Genomic DNA, 21,355 nt, shown 5'->3' with positions numbered 1-21,355 from the left:
TTTGTTCTTGTGTAATAGTATCGCCCCCTTATCCTTCCTCTGTATCTTTACCGTAGAAAGGTCGTTTACTTCGTGGAACTATTTTTCTGAACTCATCGTATTTTCCTTCTTCTAGTTCAAATCCGTAAGCAGGTAAGAGTTCTTTAAGTTCTTTTTTATCTTCATCGTCAATTTCTTCAATTTTGGCATTTTTACCAAGGCTTTTTATATCTCCAAGAACGTAGATGGTTCCTCTTATTATGGATTCACCAGCGTCATCTGAAATATTTCCAAGCACGATTATACGTCCTCCCATCATGAAAAGCCCGCTCATAAATCCAGAATTTCCACCAACTATTATGGTACCATTCTTCATTATTTCTCCAGTTCTGGAACCTACATTCCTTCGTACAACAACCGTACCGTCGTATATGCCCTGTCCAACGCCGTCTCCAGCTGCTCCATCTATTATGACTTCTCCACCAGTCATATTATCTGCTGGGAACCATCCTGCATTTTCAGTTATGTGTACTTTAGCGCCGTCTATCATGGTACCTGCAAAGTAACCTGCGGAACCTTCAATTACAACTTCCACTGGATCTGTAAGCCCTGCAAGCATATAATGCATAGCATTTGGATTTTTGATAATGATTTTATCGTATTCTTTGGCAGCTTTTTTAATGGCACGATTTATTTCCCTTGGTTCTTTTGAATTAGCATCAATTACTATTTCACTCATGAAATCACCTAAACCTGTTAAATTGTGTATGCCCTTGTTTCCCCTGGTGATATTTGGTCTATATCGTGTGTATCCATTACTGCACGAAGAGAAACCTCTTCAGAGGCTATGGCGAACACTTCATCATTTTCAGCAAGAACACCAGGTCTGAGTCCTAATTGATCTTTGGCTATTCCAACACCATTTGGTGTTCCAACGATGTATGAGAATGGGCCATCCATATCTTTTACTGACTGTTCTAAGGCTTCCTCAAGTTTGTAGCCTTCGTGTAATTTATCAGCTATGTAATGCACAATACATTCTGTATCGTTATTTGTCTCGAATATATGTCCTTTCCTTTCTAAAGGATCCCTTATTTTCCAGTAATTGGTAATTTGACCGTTGTGAACCACAGTTATATCTGCTGTAATATAACTCTGAAATGGGTGTGCATGATAACGGTCAACTATACTTTCAGTGGAAAACCTTGTATGGCCTATTGCATGGGTTCCCATTTTTGAATAAGTATCATATCTATCTGCAATTTCTTTTACAGATCCTACATCCTTTATCATTTCAAATGAATGACTTCCATTAAGTACAATTACATCTTCTAACTTATCCACGTCCATGATGAGTGGTTTAAGTTCCTCAAATGAATTAAGGGCTATTTTACATCTGTAAATGTTGTAGTTTTCCACGGATGGAATTATTTCTTCTGTTTCGATCTGTGTAACTGTGTTTACTGCTTCTTTAACTTGATCTAGAAGACCAGGTTTTTCTTTTACCTCAATATTTAGCAGATATTCGTTTTCTGCTAGGCCAAGGCCTCCATATATGGAAAAACCTGCAGAATCTGGGCCTCTGTGTTGTAGGGCATCAAGCATTCTGGTCATGATCTCTCCTACTGGGTGAAGTTTTTTGTCTTTAAATACGACTCCGGCTATTCCGCACAATTTAATACCTCCTTTATGAAGTACTCGTGGATCGTTGTATCGCCTGTAAGCTCTGGATGGAATGCTGTGGCAATATATTTTCCACTTTTTACTGCAACAATTCTTTCATTATACTTTGAGAGTATATCTACACTTTTCCCTACTTTTTCAATGTAGGGAGCTCTTATAAAAATGCCTTTGAATTTTTTACCAAAAATTTCAATATCATCTTCAAATGAAACTTTCTGCCGTCCAAATGCATTTCTTTTAACTTCCATGTCAATTAATCCAAGCAAAGGTTGCTCATAATCGGTTTTTTTTGCAAGGAGAACCATCCCGGCACATGTTCCCATTACAGGTATATTTTGATCTACTATTACTTTTTTAATACCTGTTTCTTCCATTAAGTTCCCGATAACAGTGCTTTCTCCACCTGAGATTATTATACCATCACACTTTGAAACTTCATCACTGGTTTTCACCTTAAAAACATCTACATTCTTGCCTATGTCACATGCAGCTTTTTTCATGGCTTCAAAATGTTCAGAAACATCTCCTTGTAAATTTAAAATACCAATTGTAGTCATATTTGTTTCCTCTGTTTGTTAGACTCTTTGTAGTTACTATAAGCTGATACTATTTTAAAATAATATTATATAAACTTACCGGAAACTATTTGCCGAAAATGGCATATTTCTGAAAAGATGATTCATATTCTTATTTTTTTTATACAATGTTCAAAATATAGGTATTAATGAATGATATAATTGAACACTTATATAAAGTTTTGTGATATGAATATGCTAAAAAATAAAAATGGCATTCTATCATATTCCAATAAATTAATATATAACCGATTAATATTTCAAATATATCTCATAATCATATTGCAAATTATAGTATGTGAGTCCCTAAAAAATCATAGATTTTGAGGGATTTATCAAGAACTAAAGTTTCTTAAAGTTTTAAAATTAATTAAGGAGAAAACATAATGCAAAAATTAACCATTGGGTTGGTACTGATAATATTGATCTTGCTTGGTGTTGTTGGGTACATTTTCGCATCTCAAAATACTCAAATAATTCCTAATATTACTCTGTCAAATAATTCAACAAATAGCTCAGATTATTCCAGCGATACTGATTCAGATTATTCAAAAAGTAAATCCACTAGCTCAAGTAGTTATAACAGTACAAAACATGTAGCTAAAAATACTACAAATAAGTCTGGTTCAAATAATTCTAGCTCAAATCCGACTAAACCTCTAAAACCTACAAATAGTACTTAAAAATAAATCCATTATTTTTTTATTTTCATATAAAATTAGATTTAATACGTGAATTAAATTATATTTGAATATTAAAAAGAGGGATATAGTACAAAAAATGGCAGTATTATTGATCTTCTGAATTTAAATTTAAATTTTCCATAATCTTTTTTGTATCTTTTTTAACCACTTTTGCAGCTTCTATAAAGCTATCTCGTTCTTCTTCACTCATTTTTATGGGCAATATGCCTTCTATACCCTCTATTCCAAGTTTAACTGGTACTCCAAGGCAAACATTATCTATTCCCTCTATTTCTCCTTCGAGATATGCGCTGACTGTTAATATTTTCCTTTCGTCGTTTAAAATTGTGGTTACGATGTTGGAAATAGCAAATGCAGGCCCATATTCTGTTGCACCCTTTTTACTGATTATATTATTGCCTGCATTTTTTACAGTTTCAATTGTTTCTTTAATATCAAATGGTTTGTAACCTGTGAAGTAATCCCACGCAGAATAATATTCAATTGGAATACCTCCAATGGATGTTGAACTTATAAGGGGAACCATATGCGGGCCGTGCTGGCCGATTATCCGGGTATGTATTTCACTTACATGCACGTGGAAATGTTTTGCCATATAGTTTTTAAATCTCAAGGAATCCAGGTGATTTCCAAGGCCAAAGACTTTATTTTTGCTAAATCCTGATGCTTTTAAAGCTACATAGGTCATAACATCTACAGGATTAGTTATGACAAGTATTATTGAATTTGGAGCAATTTCTGCAATTTTTCTTGCATAATCTGCAACTATTTCTGCATTAAGAGAGCCTAAATCTGCTCTTTCCATTCCTGGCTTTCTTGAAGCCCCTGCAGTTAAAACAACTACATCTGAACCTTCAATACTATTAAGATCAGAAGAAGTTTTTATAGAAACATATACTCCCTTTGCAGCAAGCGCGTCATAAATATCTAATGATTCTCCTTTTATTTTATCAACGCTTTCTTCTCTAGCTATAAGCACTAATTTATTAACTGAGTTTTCCTCAGCCAGACAGAATGCTGCAGCCCTGCCTACTCTTCCTGTTGCGCCGATTATACTAACTTTCAATATAACACCTTCAAATTATTAGATTAAAAAAAGTAATTAAACAATACTTCAAAGTCCAACTTTATGCTTGAATACTATATGTAATGATGATTATTAAAACTAATTATTATTTTTTATAAATTGATGAATATTGGTAGTTGTATCTCAAATTTGATGGATGATTTTCTATTTAAATCAACTAAATGTAAACCTATTGTTTAATTAGACTTATTTAATTTAAAAAATGATAACAAAATACGGTATATTTTTTATTCCAGTCTTTTTAAGGACACTTTTGCTACTTTACGAACAAAAGTACTTTCATCATCTGTAATTTTATTTAGGGGTTCAATGGCTTGTTTATCTCCTAATTGTCCGAGGGCCCATGCTGTCCCGCTTCTAACAAAACCACTTTCATCATCTAATGCTTTTATAAGGGGCTCAACAGCTTTTTTATTTCCAATCTTTCCAAGGGCCCATGCTGCTCCTCCCCTAACACGCCAGTTAGGGTGATTTAAAGCATCAACGAGGGGGTCCACGGCTGCATCTCCCATATTTCCTAGTGAACCTGATACCTGACGCCTAACCCATTTATTTTCATCATTAAGAGTTTTTATAAGGGGATTTATGGCTCTTTCATCTTTGATTTCTCCAAGGGCAAGGGCAGCTCCTCTTCTAACATTTCTATCTTCATCTTCCAGAGCTTGAATAAGTTCATCTACAGCAGGTTCTCCAATTTCTTCAAGAAGTTCTGAAGTTTGACGACGAACATGGTCATCATTATCCTTAAAATTTTGGATCAATCTTTTAATATTTTCTTCCTTTTCCATTTTATACACCTGTTTGATATTTAACCTACAGATTATAATTTAATATAACCGCAATTTTAGAACAAATATTGGCATTTGGATGGTTTTTATATATTATTTGTCTTTCATTTGGAATATATTTAATGGAATGAGTTATATTAAAATTTTTTTTTACAAAATAGCTAAGTAGTATCCTTCTATAACATTTTAGAAATTAATAGCTAAAAAGATAAATTATAAGACTAAATCAAAAATAATATGAAATTAAAGGATTTAATTAGGTAGTGGCAGTGTTGATATGTTCGTTATTTAAACATATATCTTCGCTGTATAATGTATTTATAATGTTTATTGCAGCTGATTTTCCTTCCATATCTTTTAATTCTTCAAGAATATTCATTGCTTCTTTAAATATGCCGTATATTTTATCTTCTTTACCTAATACATAGTATGTTATTCCCAAAAAAAGAAGGGAAAATGCCTTTCCTTCATTATCTCCCATTTCATAAAATAGATTAAACGCATCTTTGAAATTTTGCATGGCACTGTATGTTTTTTCCTCTTTTATGAAAAAATTACCCATAATTAAAAATAGTACTGCTTCTTTTTCATGCTCTAGGTTTTTATGTGCTCTCAAAATCCTCAAAAATTCACAGAATTTTTGGGGAGTTAGAAAAAGCAATCAAAATCTTTGATTTTGATGCAGCAAGCACTCCGTGTTTGCATGCTTTGCTTTTTCTAAAATTCTTTGAATTTTGGAGCAACGAAAAATTCCATTTTTCATAAGCTTCTATGAGGGATTTTCTGATATAATTTATTTCATATCTATTTTCCAGGTATTCTTTAACCACGTATCTTTTTTTAATTATATCCATGAGGTTTTCTATTTTGGGAGCTATTTTTTCATAGTTAAGTTTACATGTGTACTTTTCTTTTATACACTCTTCTTCATCAGGAGTGTTATCTGGGAATTCTTCATCTATATCCTCATAATTAGACTCTTCTTCTATTTTGGCATTTATTTTATCTTCACTTGCAAGGTCTATAGCTTCTTTTATGTCTTCTACTTCTTTTATTTTCTCAAACATCTCCTTTTTCATGGGTGATTTTACTGAGGCATATCGTCTAAATGATCTTTGGTACTCTGTTAAAGCTTTATCTATTTCCCTTGTACTAAGATAAACATCTCCTATTAGGTCTGATACGAAAGCCTCGGCTTCTTTTTCATCAAGGTTAAAATATATTCGACGGGCATTTTCAAGATACTGTAGCGATTTGTCAAAGTTTTCATTCTCGAAACATAATACGCCCATATCAATTAAAACGTTGGCTTCATTTTCTTGATATCCTTTAAGCTTTTTTTGATAGTTTCTAAATGATCCTTTTTCCTTAACTTTGGCAATGCTTCCAATGGATTGGAATATGTCCCACATTATATCACACCTCGTTTAATTTATCCTTATTTTTGATATAAATATCCTAGTGAAAGTATTATGCGTAAAGGATGGTTTTAATTAGGTTATTATATGCTGTTTAATATTAATATAATTTTGCACAAAGTTTCTTTATAATCTCTGTAAAATAATTGCTAAAAATAATTAATAATATGAACAATTGATTAATTGTCCTTATTATATTGAATCACATGTTTAATTATCCCTTATTTTTAAAATAATAATTTAATTATTTAAATATGATAACTCATCATGATCTAAAATAGTCTTTATCTATAATAATGTGACATATTTCACAGATACCATTGGATTTATATTCTTTAAAGTCATACTATACAGTGGTGCCCTTAAGCTATTCCATATTTGGGCTTTAAAAGGGTACCGGACCACTCTTTATCCTAATTTTAATGGATTAAATAAATACAATTTTATTTTAAATGAATATGCATAATTTAAATTATGTAAAAAATATAGGGAATGGTATTAACTATTTTAGTACCTTAAAAATATTTAATTGAGAATGTGACTTATTTTAGGATTCAAAAACATTTTAAAAAATGAATTTTAGATATAAAATTAAAAGCATATTTTATACAGAAAAATGTATATTATCAACAAAGGATATTTCGGTGAGTTAATGTATGATATAGCAGTTATACCTGGAGATGGCATTGGAAAGGAAGTTATGGATGCAACACTACAGGTTTTAGATGCTTTGGATATTAAGTTCAATTATAAAGAAGCACGCGCTGGAGAAGAGTGTTTTAGGCGAACTGGTACCACAATACCTGATGAAACAATTCAAACTGCAAAAGATTGTGACGCCTCCCTATTTGGAGCAGTAACCTCCATTCGTAGCCAAAAAAGTGCTATTATAACACTGCGAAAGGAATTAGATCTTTATGCTAATTTGAGACCTGTTAAATCTTACCCTGGTGTGAAAAGTATTTTCAACGATCTTGATTTTATCATTGTGAGAGAAAATACAGAAGGCCTTTATTCTGGTATTGAAGAAGAAACAGAAGGCGGTGCAACGGCTAAAAGAATTATCACAACCAAAGCAAGTGAAAGAATTTGTAAATTTGCTTTTGAATATGCTAAAGAGAATGGAAGAAACAGGGTCACTGCTGTTCACAAGGCAAATGTACTTAAAAAAACAGATGGTTTGTTTAAAGATGTTTTTTATAATGTCGCTGAAAGTTATGATGGCATTAAAACCAATGACTTTTATATAGATGCTACAGCAATGTTTTTTATTACAAAACCTCAAATGTTCGATGTAATTGTCACAACGAACTTATATGGAGATATACTGTCAGATGAAGGTGCAGGACTTGTTGGTGGGCTTGGATTAATACCCTCGGCTAATATTGGAAAAAATAACGGTTTATTTGAACCAGTACATGGGTCAGCACCAGATATTGCTGGAAAAAATATTGCAAACCCTTCTGCAATGATATTGTCTGCAGTGATGATGCTTGATTACCTTAAAGAACATGATGCGGCCCGTAAAGTTGAAAATGCATTGATGAAAGTCTTATATGAACGTAAAGTAGTGACTTGTGACTGCGGCGGCAATGCCACCACAATGGAAATGGCCCTTGAGGTTAAAAGTAAAATAGAATCTAAATAGTTTTTCAGGTATATGCTCTTAAATTTTATGAATCCATTTTACTATTAATTAAATCATTTCATTCAATCTGTAAATTAATTAAATCAATGAGTATAATAAATTTATGAGTATAATAGATATTTAACATGACTATTTAATATTAAATAAAATTCTAGAAAATTTCAGGAAAACAGTGACATAGTAAGTTTTATATTGATACAGAATCATATTTTTTATAGAGTTAAGGGTGATATAAAAGGTATCAATGTTTTTAATATTTTTGAACTTTAAACTGTTCATTTGAAATAACTGAATCCACCTTTAATCAGTTTTTTACAACCACAAAAATCAAAGCTGACAAAATTCAAAGAATTTTGACAGATTTTCGTGCGTCGAACACGAAGCATGCAAACACAAGATGTTTGCTGCCCGAAAAATCGTAGATTTTCCAACGGCATTCGAAAAACGAAGTTTTTCGATGCATGCGAAAAATTCCATTTTTCGCTTACGAAATTTTCAATTTCGTAAACGTCAAAATTGTAAATTTTGGCAGTGTTCAGGCATGTAAAAATTCTACGAATTTTTACGGCCGCAAAACCTTCATAAACTTTGTTTATGAGGTCTCAAAATCAAAGATATAGAAAATGCAATAGCATTTTCTATCTCACAAAAATCGTAGATTTTTGATGATTTTGAAGACCGTCGGTTTTGTAGGCATTCGAAATCGGAGCCTGCAAAAATTTCATTTTTGTGGCGTCAAAATCAAAGCTGGAGAAAAATGTTTACAAAATCAGAGATTTTGTAACCGCGAAAATCTTCTATTTTCGTGCCCCAAAAATTCTTCGAATTTTTGAGGGATTTTTTTAAGGTTTTGACAGATTTCGAAAGGTTCGGAAATAGAATATTTCCTCAACTTCAAAAATCAAAGATTTTTATATTAATTGGAGGAATTTTTATATGAAAACTACAATTAGCGTAATTAAAGCAGACGTTGGAAGTGTTGCAGGACATGGAATAGCTCACCCTGCATTACTTGCAAAATGTGAAGAAATCCTTGCAAAGGCAAAAGAAGAAGAACTTCTTACAGACTATTATATAACCAACTGTGGGGACGACACAGAACTTATAATGACCCACAAACAGGGTGAAGAAAATAAAGAAATCCATGAATTAGCATTTAATGCATTTATGGAAGCAACTGCAATCGCAAAAGATTTAAAACTTTATGGTGCAGGTCAAGACCTTCTCTCAGACACATTCTCAGGAAACATCAAAGGAATGGGCCATGGTGTAGCAGAGATGGAATTTAAAGAAAGGCCAAGTGACCCTGTAGTTGTTTTCTGTTGCGATAAAACAGAACCTGGTGCATTTAACTTACCTATTTTTAGAATGTTTGCAGACCCTTTTAACACAGCTGGACTTGTAATAGACCCTTCATTACACAACGGATACAAATTTGAAATATTTGATGTAATGGAACACAAAAAAGTTATAATGAACTGTCCTGAAGAAATGTACGATGCACTCGCACTTCTTGGATCAATAAGCAGATACGTAATAAAACGTGTTATAAGAAAAGACGACAATGAAATAGCAGCTGCAATAAGTACAGAAAGATTAAACTTAATGGCTGGATCATATGTTGGTAAAGATGACCCAGTTGCAATTGTAAGGTCACAATCAGGATTCCCTGCTGCTGGAGAAGTTGTAGAACCATTTGCATTCCCACACTTAGTCGGCGGATGGATGAGAGGTTCACACAACGGCCCATTAATGCCTGTAGGGCAGAAAAATGCTTACCCTGTAAGATTTGACGGACCTCCACGAGTTATGGCTCTTGGATTCCAGATTGCAGATGGTGAACTGGTAGGACCTGCTGATATGTTCGATGATCCTGCATACGACCCTGCAAGGAAACAGGCAGCAGAAATAGCAGATTATATGAGAAGGCACGGCCCATTTGAACCACACAGGTTACCTGCAGATGAAATGGAATACACAAGTCTTCCTGGTGTAATGGAAAAATTAGAAGGCAGATTTGAGGATATAGATTAATTTAAATTCTCAATTCTTTTTTAATTTTTAATTTAGCTTAATTGAATTCTTTTTAAATAATGTTTGTTTAGTTCTTAATTTACATTTCCCTGACGTGCTAGTTAATAGTCTAATTTTTATTTATATTTGATAGATTTATTTGATTAAAAATTTGGATGTGTTCTAATCTAATTATTAAATTAAACATAACTTATTTTACAGTGACGTAAATGTTTAAACTTATAAATTTTAGGTATTCGAGAATCGTATTTTCGAAAGCACTATAAACAAATTACCTTATTAAATAGCGTCAAAAATATTTGATCATTCACTATAATAAACTATAAAATAGTGTAAAATCAATCTAATAATCTGGGCATGAGGAGGGATAAAAGTAAAACTCACTTACGATAATTTCAAAGAGATATTTGATAAATCTCCTATGGGAATTCTTTTTTACAGTAAAGAAGGTAGGTTAATTGATGCTAATCCATCAGCATTAAAAATTACTGGAGCTTCCTCATTAAAAGATTGTGCGAAACTTAATTTATTTAATAAATCTTATGTTGCTTCAAAAAAGGAAGAATTACTTAAAAAAGGGTTAATTAAATTCCAAACTCCTCTAAATTTTCAAAATGGCGGAGATGGCTCCCATGATATTCTTAAAAAGCCTAAAACTATTTTTATTGAATGGAACATTGCTGCTATTAACGCTGGTTACTTAGTCCAGATCCAAGACATAACCGCGAGTAATGAAGAACCTCTTAAAAGTGAAGATAAATACAAGCGTTGGTTTGAAGATGATTTAACTGGGGATTTTATTGCAACTACTTGTGGTCAAATTATTGATTGTAACCCTGCTTTTGCAGAAATTTACGGCTTTGATAACTGTGAAAAAGCTGTTAAATCAAATATTTGCGATTTCAACCGTGATGATTGGATTAATTTGATCACCTCATTAAAAATAGAATATAAAATCTACGATCATCAAAGCTGGCATAAGCGGCCAGATGGAATACAAATTCATGTTGTTGCAAATGTTATAGGTATTTTTGATGATTCAGATGAATTGGTTCAGGTTAAAGGTTATGTGTTTGATGATACTAAACGTAAACGGGCTGAAGAGTCCCTTAAAGAGAGCGAAGAGAAATACAGGCTCCTTTTTGATGAGGACTTAACTGGGGATTTTATTGCAACTCCTGAAGGTGAAATTCTTGAGTGTAACCCTGCTTTTGCAGAAATTTACGGATTTGATGATTGTGATATGGCTCTTGAATGGAATATTCTTGAATCTAACCCATTTGATTGGCCTTATATGATTACTCGACTGAAAAAGGAGCATAAGATACTGGGTTATCAAAGCTGGCAGAGAAGATCTGATGGTATGAGAATCCATGTCGTTGCTAACGTTGTTGGTATTTTCAACGATTTAGATGAGTTAATTCAGGTTAAAGGTTATATGTTTGATGATACTGAACGTAAACATGCCGAAGAAAGCCTCATTAATAGCAAGCGTCAAATAACTGAAATTTTAGACAGCATTCAGGATAATTTCATTGCATTAAATCACCACTGGAATTTTATTTATGTAAACAAATGCGCAGCTGAATATTTCGGCGTCGATGCAGATGATCTTATTGGACAAAATCTGTGGGAAAGATTTCCTGAACTTGTAAAAACCAGATGTGAGGAAACATTCCGCAGGACAATGGAAACTAACGAAATTCAACATTTTGAAGCGCCAAACATGAATAGAACTGGACAATGGTTTGATTTCAGTGTTTATCCATCTGCTGAGGGAATATCTATTTATTGGAAAGATATCACTGAGCGTAAAAAGCTGGAAAAAGATAAAAATACACTTAAAAATAAATTGAATGTTCATTAAAAAGTTTTTATAAAATTAAAAAAGAAAGTTATAATCATGATCTGTTTTTTAACTTAAGATATGACATTAACTGGAACTTTTGAGCTCATGACCACGTTTTCAGCTGTACTTCCAAGAATGAACTGTTCTATCGCTTCAAAAATCTCAGAATTAAGAATAAAAGATTGTAGAATTTTTGTATTCTACATTTTGACATTTTTATCATATTATGTTGAATGGTATGGCTAATACTAGAATATCTATTAGGGTTAGAATAATTCCGATTATAACCAGAGGTAATCCTGCCTTGAATATTTCTTTGATGTTGACATAATCGGTTCCATATGCCATTGCTACTGTTGGGTCTGCCATTGGTAACATAAATGATAAACTGCATGCTATTGCTACTGGAACTGCGTAAATTCCCAGTGGTAATCCCTGTGTTTGTGCTAGAGTTACTGCTATTGGTACTAAAATTGCAGATAGTGCTATGTTGGACATTACCTGAGTTATAGTAACTGCTATGATCATAAGCACGATCATGATAATTATTGTGGATGCATTGGTACCCATTAATCCTATGATGAGTTGTACTAGCCAGTTTGCTGCTCCTGTGTTTAGCAGTGCTGCTCCTAAGGATAGTGCTCCTCCAAAGAATATTATAAGGCCCCAATCTACTCCAATCTGTGCATCTTGCCAGTCGATTACTCTAAAAGCAAATAAGAGCACTGCACCAATTAATGCAACTGAGTAACTGTTGATTCCTGTGTAATTTGTTGTAACCCATAAGAATATGGTGAACAAGAGTATTCCTAGAGTAAGCTTTTCCATTCGGCTCATAGGGCCTAATGATGCTTTTTTATTGGCTATAGTTTCTATTCCGCCTATTATTCCTTCAACTTCTGGTTTGAACACAATGCCTAACCATTTCCAGATTATAAACAGGAGTATTATTGCAAGTGGGAATCCGAAGATCATCCAGTTTACAAAGGGGATGTGCGTGTAAGCTGCGGCCATCAGGTTGGGTGCGGTTCCTATTTCTGTACCGAATCCACCTGCCAGTGAACCGAAGGATCCTCCGATAACCATGGCTTTGGCAAAATTACTGCCACCTTTTTCAGGGTCATTTACACCCATAAGTGGTATGATCTCTTTTATAATCGGAAGCAGCATTGCATATGCCACTACATTTTCAATAAACGCTGAAAGAATTCCAGTTGAGAAAACGACCACAAAAAGACTTCTATCAGGAGTAGTACCTAATTTGTTAAGCAGTGTAAATGTAAAACGCTGTGCAAGTCCACTTTTACGTATAGCTTCTGCTATAATGAATCCTCCAATCATCAGGAAGATAATGCCGTTTGCAAAACCAATAACTGCACTGTTAAAATCAGCAACACCAATTAGTGGCTGAACAAAAAGCAGTAGTAATGATGTCACGGCTAAATGTAAGGCTTCAGTGACCCACATAATTATAGCAAAAATCAAGAGTGCAAGCGCTGCATGCCCTGCATAACTTAAACCTGGTGTAGGAATAAGCATCATGACTATAAAAAGAATTATAGCCAGTGGAAATCCTAAAACCTTTAAATTTATATTCGTTTTTATTCCTCCAAAAATCTTTGATTTTTGGGGCCATCGAACACATGGTGTTCGGACCCGTGAATGCAAGCATTCGGGCCCGAGGAAACTGTCAAATCTACAATTTGACGCATGCAAAATCAATAGGATTTCGCTGTTTCGGAAATTATAGATTTCCTTCAACATGCAAAAAACAAAGTTTTTTGCGGTTGGGGAATGTAGTTCCTCAAACATCGAAAATTTTCGAATGCTACGTTTCCACAGGCCTTCGAAAATCATAAATGATTTTCGAAAGGTTTAGGAAATTCATAGAATTTTAGAAAATACGTAGTATTTTCTAACTTCCAAAGACCGTTGGTTTTTGAGAATTTCCTTCAACCTCCAAATATTTCATATTTGGGGTTCCGGAAATTCGTTCTGAATTTCCTTCAACCTCCAAATATTTCATATTTGGGGCCCTCGAACACTGTGTGTTCGGGGCATCGGAAATCTGGGATTTCCGAATGTTCCAAAAATTCATTCTGAATTTCCTTCAACCTCCTTAATTTAACAGATAATTTATAGATATACAATATAAATATATTTTCTAATGATTAATAATATAAATTATTGTATTTTTCAGGTTGCATATTATTTGGGGTCTCTTAGAGCTAATTGTCCTATGTAATCTATTGAAATAGTAATACAAAAATTAGGAATCTGACATTACATCTTAAATTGAGTTAATTTAAGTGAAATAAAATTAGATAGATCATAATTAATCTTTAAAAGCATTAAATGGATTATCTTCGCTAATTTAATTTTAGTACTATCATGAAATTGAATTTTAAAAAAATAGCATTATATTTAGTTTATAAACAGTTTATAAGGGTTTTGGACGCACATTTTTTTTATTTGATTCTCGTTGATTCCGCATTTAATCATAGAATTTATAAACATTTTCATTCCTTCAACAGGCACAGGATTATGGGCTTGCCCGAAGTCCGTAGCCATTATACACCTTTCATGTCCTATTTCTTTAATTGCATCTGCAATTACATTTGGATCTAAATTATCATGTTTTTTCATGCATGCAACGAAACAGTGTTCAAGATAAGCATATTTAGACATTTCTTTTTGTTCATCTACAGTTGCACCTACCACTCCAGTTAATGGATGATTGATGATTATTTTTTTAATTTTCAGACTTTTTGCATAGTCGAGGAGTAAAAATATGTCTTCTGGCTTTAGATGACCTGTGGCTAAAACCAGTTCTTTTTCTGCAATAATATTCAGAATGTTTTCTATGTTTTCATAAGTTATCGAGATATCTGAAGCAGAGATAGTTGGAAACCATACTATTTTACCACCAAGTTCAGCGGTAACTTTAACAGCATCGGGATTTAGCCCGCCAACACTTAGATTTAAACATACTCCTCCAATTACTTTAAATCCGGATATTTTTTCTGCAATCTGGGCTCTCCCTGCAGTTGATTCGACATGGGATTTTATTACAATTGCCCCCATTTTCTCCTGCTTTGCCCCATATGCAGCTTCAATATCATTTAATATCCTTGGTTTAATATCGGGGGAAGTATGGATGTGGGTGTCTATAAAACCTTCAAGAGTGTATTTATCTTTTAAATTTTCCATAAAGATCGTTTTAAAAATTAATAAGTAATTAAATATGTTTTAAATAGCTGTAATTTAGTAAATGATTAGAAAGTATCTACTTTCTTCCTTACTTCTTCATAAAGGTTATTTCCCTCTGAATCCATTGCAACAATTAACGGGCCGAAATCTTTAACTTCAAGCTCCCATATAGCTTCAGGGATTCCCAGGTCAATCCAGTTAACTCCTTTTACCTTGTTAATTGATTTAACATATAATGCCGCACATCCTCCCACTGCTGCCAGGTATACAGAATCATTTTCCATAAGCGCATCTGCAGTTTCACTGTCCATACCGCCTTTTCCTATTATGGCGCTTATTCCTAATTTTAAAACATCTGGCTGGTATGGGTTCATCCTTGTGCTTGTTGTAGGGCCTACAGCGACAATTTTATAACCTACACTTTCGCCTGTTTCTATGGTTTTTATTATAGGGCCTGCATGGAAAATAACTGCCCCTTCCAGGTTTACAGGTGAGCCTTCTTTTAATATTCTTTGATGGGCTCTATCCCTTGCAGTGTAAATAGTACCAGATATATATACAATATCTCCTACTTTCAATTGTTTTGTATCTTCTTTTGAAAGAGGTGTTTTAAGTTTTACATTCATACATTCACCTATATAGTCTTTTAATATTCATTTTTTCTATTTAGAATTAATATTCTGTATTTTTATACACTTACTATTAGTATAGTTCTATTTTTTGTTATAATTTCCAAAATAGTATTTTTTTTCAACTTAATTTACTTTTTGAAACGATAATGTTATCTATGTAAATAGGTATAATAGCTATTTACTATCTTGAATAAATTAGATTTTTGAGGTTGATTATGTCCAGTGAAAATAAACTTGTAAGTCTTACAAAATATATTATGACACTTCCACCAACCAGAATTTCTCTCTTTAGTATGGTGTTTTTAAGTTTTATTATAGGGTGCATAGCATTTTTATTGGCACCATCAGCAAACGACTCCATACTTTATAGTATTGTTTATGGTGGTTCAACGGGCTTTTTAATTTTTGGGTTGATGTCTATAATGGGCGGAGGTTTAACTCAGCCTATGGTAAATTCTTTTAAAGGCAGGCATATGAAAATGAAGCAGTCCATGTTTCTTGCCCTTGCTTCCATGATGATAGTTGGAGTTATATATTTAATTGGGAGTGTTGTATCGGTATTCACTGTGAATAATTACGTCTTAAATGCTTTAATATTTGGTTGTGTTATCGCATTTGCTTTTAGAACCCTCGTAATATGGGGCACCTCTAATATAAGTCTTCTAAAATCCGTTGTTATATCGGTAGTTCAGCCGGCGCTTATACTGAGTATGCTGGTGGTTATATCTTTCTTAACAAGTGTAACTACCAATATGGGTGATTTTAGTATAATAGCTATCGTTGTAAAGATAGTAATAGCCTCTGTAATACTGGTAATTGCAATTTATTCCTTTGTAACTGTTATAGAATCTCCTATGAGAAAGAATTTGGGGGTAGGGGGTTTAGAACTTTTAAGTCTTGCTTTAGCTCATATTACGGAAGGTTCTCCAGCTATGGAAACACTTTTTGAAGATATAGGTGAGCCTATTGATACCTTAACTGGAATTTTAAGTTTTAAAGGTAAAAATGGGATTAAATCAATTTTTTTGTCTCCATGTGTTCATCCTGGCCCGCTTGGAAATATTGGGGGTGGAAACATGCCCACCATACTTTCAAGTAAATTTGATACCTTTACAATGGTTTCACATGGGCCTTCCACACATGATTTTAATCCAGTGGCTTCCAAAGAGATAAATAAAATAGAAAAAGTCGTTAAAGAAGCTTTGGAAGATATGGATTACTCTGAAAGTGCCAGTAAGTTCTTTAGGGTTGAAAATGAAGGCGCGGTAATTGGTGCGCAGTATTTTGATAAAGGTTTATTGATGCTTGCTACATTTGCACCTGATGGATTTGATGATATAGATTTTGGAGTTGGTCTTGCTCTTATGAATCTTGCAAAGGCATCATGTGACGCCCAAAATGTTGTACTGGTTGACTGCCACAACAGCTTTAAAGGTGAAGGCGGAAGGGTTTTACCTGGTAACAAGGAAGTTTTCGAGCTTATGGGGGCAGTTGAAAAACTTAAATCTCCAGAACAGGAAAATGGAATTAAAGTCGGCTGCAGCAGTGATCCATTAGACAACATATCTAAAGAAGACGGTGTTGGCCAGAGCGGAGTAAAAGTAATGGTTATTGAAGTGGGATCTCAAAAAACAGCATACATACTTTTAGATGCAAATAATATGGTCATTGGATTTAGAGGCGTTATACTGGAAAAAGTTAAATCATTAGGGTTAGATCATGCAGAAGTGATGACTACAGATACTCATTTTGTAAATACCATGTCTGGAGGCCATAATCCGTTAGGTACAAAAATGCAGGATGAGATAATAAATGGTATTTTAAAATGTACTAAAGAAGCTTTAAATGACCTGGAAGATGTTTCAGTCGGTTGTAAAGTGGCTAATATTAAAGATATTAAAACATTTGGCCCCCTAAATGCTACTGAACTTGTAACCACTATCAGTTCCATTGTAGCTGTAAGCAGAATATTCGCGCCGCTGGTATTTTTACTGGCACTACTATTTGTATTTATATGGATATTCTATGGAACCTTTAGTATTTAGTGCAAAAATAAATAAAGAATTAAATAAAAAAGAAATTTTTTTATTATTTACTGGAGGTTTGCGAATATAACCCATACCATGATCCATATAAAGAAGAAAGGAACTATACCGCTCCACAACCATCCTTTAAGTCCATTAACCTCTTCTTTCCCAAATAGTCTTTCTGAGAGCTGACCTAATGCATAAAGGATGATTAAAGCTGCTATAACTGCTATTGCTTCATTTTTAAATATTACTCCGCTACTTAATATATATGAGATGTAACCTGCTATTATTCCTCCAACTGTGTGAATGGAAGCTACTTTTCCATCGGTGTCCATATTTTTCCTCCTCTAATATTCTTTTCTAATCAACATAATATTTTATTATTTAGATTATTTATCCTCGTAAATTCATTAATTTATTAAGCGGTTAATTTTAATCCATGCTCTAACAAATATACATAAAGTATTTAATTAGAAAATTCTTTATATAGTTTGGTGGGGTTACTAATAAATGTTTTATTTGTTACAAATTTTCAAACTGTATATTGTATAAATGCGGTATTTGTATAAACATTGTTAATTGAATTTTCATGTTTTAGTAATGTACAGTTAGTATTGCAGAAATAGGTTTTTGTGTATTTAATTTAATTTATTTATGTAATAAACATTTTAATTTATTTGTTTACATAAATAAACAGGATTATCTTGCAATACACTCAGATCATAAGTGTATTGTATTATGTAGGTTATATTTAAATAATATATCGATGATTTAATTATATTCATTATTTTTATATCTAATCAAAGTTTAGTAAGGTTGAAAAAATTAAAAATTTCTTGAAACATAAAATTGAAAAATTTTTAGGTGTTATAAATGAAAAATATGTCTAATGTAGATGTTTACGCTGTTTGTCATGAATTAAGGGACTTATTAAAAGGTGCAAGAGTTGATAAAGCATATCAACCTACAAAGGACACTGTTTTAATAAGATTTCATGTAGCGGGTAAGGGAAGGGTTGATATAGTCTTCCAGGCAGGAAGAAGAATTCACATGACCCAGTATCCATTACCTAACCCTAAAATACCTCCGAATTTTCCAATGCTCCTTCGAAAATATATCAAAGGAGCCACAGTGGAAGATATAAGGCAGTATAATTTTGATAGAATTGTAGAACTGCATGTAGCTAAAGAGCAGAAATTTACTTTGGTAATTGAGCTGTTTGCTAAAGGTAACATAATACTCCTTGATGAAGAAGGAAAGATTATTTTACCTCTTAAACGTAAATTGTGGAGCGATAGGAAAATATCATCTAAAGAAGAGTACAAATACCCTCCAAAACGAGGTATAAATCCTTTAGAAGTTAAGAAGGAAGAACTGGAAGATGTATTTAGAAATTCTGACTCTGATGTTATAAGAACTCTTGCAAGAAGTGGATTGGGTGGTATCTACTCTGAAGAAATACTGCTCAGATCTAATGTTCAAAAGGATTTATCTGCTGCAGAAATTTCAAGCAGTGACTTGGATTCAATTTATAACACGATATATGAACTTTTTGAACCACTCCGAACATCTAACTTCCACCCACAAATAGTGTCTGATGGAAAGGAAGATGTACTGCCTCTTGACCTTAAAATTTATGAGAATTACAAAAAAGAAACATTTGAAACATATAATGAGGCAGCAGACGAATTCTTCAGCAGTGAAGTAAGGGAAACCATTAAGAACGAATATGAAGATGTATGGGGAGCTGAAGTCAAGAAGTTTGAGAAACGGCTGAAGATACAGGAAGAAACTTTAGATAAATTCCATAAAACAATTAAAGTTTCCAAAAAGAGAGGGGATTTATTGTATGCTAATTATGGGAAAATTCAAAGCATCCTTAATATTATAAAAGATGCTAGGGAAAAGTATTCCTGGAATGAAATAGCTTCAAAACTTAAAACCGCCCGAAAACAGGGTTTAGCAGGTGCAGATATAATTGAATCTCTGGATAAACTTGGAAACCTTACCCTAAAAATTGAGGATGAAGTTATAAATATAGATGCCAAAGTGGAAATCCCTGAAAATGCTGAGGTTTATTATGAAAAGGCTAAAAAGGCCAAGCGGAAAATAACAGGGGTTAATATTGCAATTGAAAAGACGATAAAAGAGATTGAAAAGGCAAAGAACAAGAAAGAAATAGAAATGGAAAGGGTTACTTTACCTCAAAAAAGGGTTAAAAAAGAGCTTAAATGGTTTGAAAAGCTGCGGTGGTTCCTTTCTTCAGATGGGTTTTTAGTAATTGGGGGAAGAGACGCAAACTCCAACGAAATAGTGGTAAAAAAATATATGGAAAACAACGACATCTATTTCCACTCAGATATCCATGGGGCGCCGTCAGTTGTAATAAAAAGCCAGGGCAAAGAGATACCTGAGACAACCATAGATGAAGCAGCTTCATTTGCAGCATCATTTTCAAGTGCATGGACAAAAGGATTTGGGTCGCAGGATGTGTACTGGGTCCATCCAGACCAGGTTTCAAAGACCCCTCAATCTGGTGAATTTGTTAAAAAGGGCGCATTTATAATTAGGGGGACTAGAAATTACGTGAGGGCAGCAACACTTTTAATAGCAGTTGGAGTCGTTGATTATGAAGGTGAAAGGCTGATGGCAGGCCCTTTAGATGCTGTAAAGAAATATACCGATAATTATGTAATTATAAAACCAGGTTATACTAAAAAAGAAGCATTATCAAGGGAAATAAGGCACAAACTTAATCAGGAGCATATTGTTACTATGGATGATCTCGTAAGGGTTTTACCTTCTGGAAAAGCAGATATTGTTGATGAGAGGGATCTTAGAAGAAGGTAAAACTTATATTTTTTTTATAAAACTAAAAATAATTTACAGCTTCCAAAAGATGAGGAAATAATCTTTTCTAAGGTTATTTTTAAGTAAAAATTTACTATTAATTAATTTTTCATTTAAAATTATGAACTTCTTCTAAAGCTTGAAATATTAAAAAAGTTTAAAAAAAAGGATATGAATATATAATATCTTTTAAAAATTATCCTTATCATTCATCTTTTTTTTAAATAAAAAGTTAATATCAACTACATATATTCCTTCTTCGTCTGAAACAATTATAGAATCGTCTTCTAAGAGCGTGGGGAGATCTAATTCATAAATCCCATGGTCATGGACCATTACGGTTTCAATGGATTCTCCTTGAGGTCTTTCTTTTTCTACAGTTTCTGTTTCATCCTTATAATATTCAAAAAAATGGCTGCCGCATTCAGGGCATCCTTTAAGAATATCCTCGGGGTTTCCTTTAAATAGAGCTCCGCACTTAATGCATAGATGCACCAGAATCACCAAGATTTGCTATCATAGAGAGGAAGTTTGATTGTTTATTAACGTCTTTCATAATATTTGCAGGACCAATTATAGTAAGTCCAACTGCTTTCTTCTTTGAAATTCCAAAAAGAGCTTTCTTATCTTTTTCAAGGGTGTATATATCAATTCCCATAAAATTTTCGATGTCGATTTCTCTCATGGTGGTTTCTATAAGTTCTGCTTCTTCTTCAGGTCTTAATCCACCTTCTATGACTACTAGATTTCCTCCTTTAACCCTTTCAACAATCATTGATATCTTTTCCATGCTGGTGTGAGTTGAGAGCGCATCTGAAGATAAAAAATCCATTTTTAAACCATTCATTTTTGATACCTCTAATTCGAA

General features: G+C 33.2%; 19 protein-coding genes. 6 read left to right on the top strand and 13 right to left on the bottom strand.

The genetic code is table 11. The annotated features are described in order from the left end of the window. Window positions 1-28: 28 nt before the first annotated feature. From ASJ80_RS09140 to pdxT, 3 genes are read right to left on the bottom strand one after another with little or no spacing between them, the layout of a single operon-like run. The gene (locus ASJ80_RS09140; protein ID WP_069584421.1) at window positions 29-718 is read right to left on the bottom strand and encodes a GltB/FmdC/FwdC-like GXGXG domain-containing protein; all 690 of its coding nucleotides are present in this window, start codon (window positions 716-718) and stop codon (window positions 29-31) included. Window positions 719-735: 17 nt separating this feature from the next. After that, the gene (locus ASJ80_RS09135; protein ID WP_048080259.1) at window positions 736-1,653 is read right to left on the bottom strand and encodes a class II glutamine amidotransferase domain-containing protein; all 918 of its coding nucleotides are present in this window, start codon (window positions 1,651-1,653) and stop codon (window positions 736-738) included. Continuing rightward, the gene (gene pdxT, locus ASJ80_RS09130) at window positions 1,641-2,219 is read right to left on the bottom strand and encodes a pyridoxal 5'-phosphate synthase glutaminase subunit PdxT (protein ID WP_069584420.1); all 579 of its coding nucleotides are present in this window, start codon (window positions 2,217-2,219) and stop codon (window positions 1,641-1,643) included. Before pdxT ends, ASJ80_RS09135 begins: the two co-directional genes overlap by 13 nt. Before the next feature lie 404 nt (window positions 2,220-2,623). Between pdxT and ASJ80_RS09125 the strand changes: the two genes are divergently transcribed. Then, the gene (locus ASJ80_RS09125) at window positions 2,624-2,920 is read left to right on the top strand and encodes a hypothetical protein (protein WP_069584419.1); all 297 of its coding nucleotides are present in this window, start codon (window positions 2,624-2,626) and stop codon (window positions 2,918-2,920) included. 106 nt (window positions 2,921-3,026) lie between these two features. Here ASJ80_RS09125 and ASJ80_RS09120 read toward each other — a convergent pair whose 3' ends face one another. The 4 genes from ASJ80_RS09120 to ASJ80_RS09105 all read right to left on the bottom strand — a co-directional run bounded on the left by ASJ80_RS09120 (window position 3,027) and on the right by ASJ80_RS09105 (window position 6,228). Beyond that, entirely contained in the window at window positions 3,027-4,007 is a 981-nt protein-coding gene (locus ASJ80_RS09120; RefSeq protein ID WP_069584418.1) for a malate dehydrogenase, read from the bottom strand. A 248-nt stretch (window positions 4,008-4,255) separates the two neighbouring features. Then, window positions 4,256-4,816, bottom strand: a complete 561-nt coding sequence (locus ASJ80_RS09115) for a HEAT repeat domain-containing protein (protein WP_069584417.1) — start codon at window positions 4,814-4,816, stop codon at window positions 4,256-4,258. Between the two features lie 256 nt (window positions 4,817-5,072). After that, window positions 5,073-5,441: a hypothetical protein gene (locus ASJ80_RS09110; RefSeq protein ID WP_141705196.1), complete on the bottom strand. Its 369-nt coding sequence runs from the start codon at window positions 5,439-5,441 to the stop codon at window positions 5,073-5,075. 4 nt (window positions 5,442-5,445) lie between these two features. Further along, window positions 5,446-6,228 carry a tetratricopeptide repeat protein gene (locus ASJ80_RS09105; RefSeq protein WP_069584415.1) on the bottom strand — a complete coding sequence of 261 codons (783 nt, stop codon included), beginning with the start codon at window positions 6,226-6,228 and terminating at the stop codon, window positions 5,446-5,448. 658 nt (window positions 6,229-6,886) lie between these two features. Between ASJ80_RS09105 and aksF the strand changes: the two genes are divergently transcribed. From aksF to ASJ80_RS09090, 3 genes are all read left to right on the top strand, one after another. Further along, window positions 6,887-7,882 (top strand): homoisocitrate dehydrogenase, encoded by a 996-nt coding sequence (gene aksF, locus ASJ80_RS09100; RefSeq protein WP_069584414.1) that lies wholly within the window; start codon window positions 6,887-6,889, stop codon window positions 7,880-7,882. A 936-nt stretch (window positions 7,883-8,818) separates the two neighbouring features. Continuing rightward, window positions 8,819-9,916, top strand: a complete 1,098-nt coding sequence (gene fbp, locus ASJ80_RS09095; protein WP_095652071.1) for a fructose-1,6-bisphosphate aldolase/phosphatase — start codon at window positions 8,819-8,821, stop codon at window positions 9,914-9,916. Between the two features lie 367 nt (window positions 9,917-10,283). Next, window positions 10,284-11,783: a PAS domain-containing protein gene (locus tag ASJ80_RS09090; protein ID WP_275542143.1), complete on the top strand. Its 1,500-nt coding sequence runs from the start codon at window positions 10,284-10,286 to the stop codon at window positions 11,781-11,783. Between the two features lie 201 nt (window positions 11,784-11,984). Here ASJ80_RS09090 and ASJ80_RS09085 read toward each other — a convergent pair whose 3' ends face one another. From ASJ80_RS09085 to ASJ80_RS09070, 3 genes are all read right to left on the bottom strand, one after another. Continuing rightward, entirely contained in the window at window positions 11,985-13,529 is a 1,545-nt protein-coding gene (locus tag ASJ80_RS09085; protein WP_083241059.1) for a DASS family sodium-coupled anion symporter, read from the bottom strand. Between the two features lie 660 nt (window positions 13,530-14,189). After that, entirely contained in the window at window positions 14,190-14,975 is a 786-nt protein-coding gene (locus ASJ80_RS09075) for a DUF6282 family protein (protein WP_083241055.1), read from the bottom strand. Between the two features lie 65 nt (window positions 14,976-15,040). Next, a complete protein-coding gene (locus ASJ80_RS09070; RefSeq protein WP_069585377.1) occupies window positions 15,041-15,601 on the bottom strand; it encodes a FumA C-terminus/TtdB family hydratase beta subunit in 561 nt (186 codons plus the stop codon). A 221-nt stretch (window positions 15,602-15,822) separates the two neighbouring features. Between ASJ80_RS09070 and ASJ80_RS09065 the strand changes: the two genes are divergently transcribed. Beyond that, window positions 15,823-17,652, top strand: coding sequence for a DUF2070 family protein (locus tag ASJ80_RS09065; RefSeq protein ID WP_069585375.1), 1,830 nt, complete (start codon window positions 15,823-15,825; stop codon window positions 17,650-17,652). Window positions 17,653-17,699: 47 nt separating this feature from the next. Here ASJ80_RS09065 and ASJ80_RS09060 read toward each other — a convergent pair whose 3' ends face one another. Next, complete coding sequence (locus ASJ80_RS09060) at window positions 17,700-17,972, bottom strand: EMC6-like membrane protein (RefSeq protein ID WP_069585372.1); 273 nt, start codon at window positions 17,970-17,972, stop codon at window positions 17,700-17,702. Between the two features lie 538 nt (window positions 17,973-18,510). Here ASJ80_RS09060 and rqcH point away from each other — a divergent pair. Next, window positions 18,511-20,487: a ribosome rescue protein RqcH gene (gene rqcH, locus ASJ80_RS09055; protein ID WP_069585369.1), complete on the top strand. Its 1,977-nt coding sequence runs from the start codon at window positions 18,511-18,513 to the stop codon at window positions 20,485-20,487. A 189-nt stretch (window positions 20,488-20,676) separates the two neighbouring features. Here rqcH and ASJ80_RS09050 read toward each other — a convergent pair whose 3' ends face one another. Together ASJ80_RS09050 and ASJ80_RS09045 are read right to left on the bottom strand one after the other, a co-directional pair. Then, window positions 20,677-20,982, bottom strand: a complete 306-nt coding sequence (locus ASJ80_RS09050) for a Zn-ribbon domain-containing protein (RefSeq protein WP_069585367.1) — start codon at window positions 20,980-20,982, stop codon at window positions 20,677-20,679. After that, a complete protein-coding gene (locus ASJ80_RS09045) occupies window positions 20,966-21,334 on the bottom strand; it encodes a DUF2073 domain-containing protein (protein WP_069585365.1) in 369 nt (122 codons plus the stop codon). Before ASJ80_RS09045 ends, ASJ80_RS09050 begins: the two co-directional genes overlap by 17 nt. Between the last annotated feature and the right edge of the window lie 21 nt (window positions 21,335-21,355).

Source organism: Methanobacterium bryantii (assembly GCF_002287175.1).
Taxonomy (GTDB): Archaea; Methanobacteriota; Methanobacteria; order Methanobacteriales; family Methanobacteriaceae; genus Methanobacterium_D; species Methanobacterium_D bryantii.
The sequence above is the reverse complement of the archived record's forward strand: the minus strand, read 5'-3'. Positions and strand labels throughout refer to the sequence as shown.

Excerpts from the sequence above, each read along its gene's own strand:
- pdxT (WP_069584420.1), bottom strand. The coding sequence starts at position 2,219 with ATGACTACAATTGGTATTTTAAATTTACAAGGAGATGTTTCTGAACAT.
- ASJ80_RS09065 (WP_069585375.1), top strand. The coding sequence starts at position 15,823 with ATGTCCAGTGAAAATAAACTTGTAAGTCTTACAAAATATATTATGACA.
- ASJ80_RS09075 (WP_083241055.1), bottom strand. The coding sequence starts at position 14,975 with ATGGAAAATTTAAAAGATAAATACACTCTTGAAGGTTTTATAGACACC.
- ASJ80_RS09105 (WP_069584415.1), bottom strand. The coding sequence starts at position 6,228 with ATGTGGGACATATTCCAATCCATTGGAAGCATTGCCAAAGTTAAGGAA.
- ASJ80_RS09085 (WP_083241059.1), bottom strand. The coding sequence starts at position 13,529 with ATGTTGAAGGAAATCTATAATTTCCGAAACAGCGAAATCCTATTGATT.
- ASJ80_RS09060 (WP_069585372.1), bottom strand. The coding sequence starts at position 17,972 with ATGGACACCGATGGAAAAGTAGCTTCCATTCACACAGTTGGAGGAATA.
- ASJ80_RS09115 (WP_069584417.1), bottom strand. The coding sequence starts at position 4,816 with ATGGAAAAGGAAGAAAATATTAAAAGATTGATCCAAAATTTTAAGGAT.
- ASJ80_RS09070 (WP_069585377.1), bottom strand. The coding sequence starts at position 15,601 with ATGAATGTAAAACTTAAAACACCTCTTTCAAAAGAAGATACAAAACAA.
- ASJ80_RS09125 (WP_069584419.1), top strand. The coding sequence starts at position 2,624 with ATGCAAAAATTAACCATTGGGTTGGTACTGATAATATTGATCTTGCTT.
- fbp (WP_095652071.1), top strand. The coding sequence starts at position 8,819 with ATGAAAACTACAATTAGCGTAATTAAAGCAGACGTTGGAAGTGTTGCA.
- ASJ80_RS09045 (WP_069585365.1), bottom strand. The coding sequence starts at position 21,334 with ATGAATGGTTTAAAAATGGATTTTTTATCTTCAGATGCGCTCTCAACT.
- ASJ80_RS09140 (WP_069584421.1), bottom strand. The coding sequence starts at position 718 with ATGAGTGAAATAGTAATTGATGCTAATTCAAAAGAACCAAGGGAAATA.
- rqcH (WP_069585369.1), top strand. The coding sequence starts at position 18,511 with ATGAAAAATATGTCTAATGTAGATGTTTACGCTGTTTGTCATGAATTA.
- aksF (WP_069584414.1), top strand. The coding sequence starts at position 6,887 with ATGTATGATATAGCAGTTATACCTGGAGATGGCATTGGAAAGGAAGTT.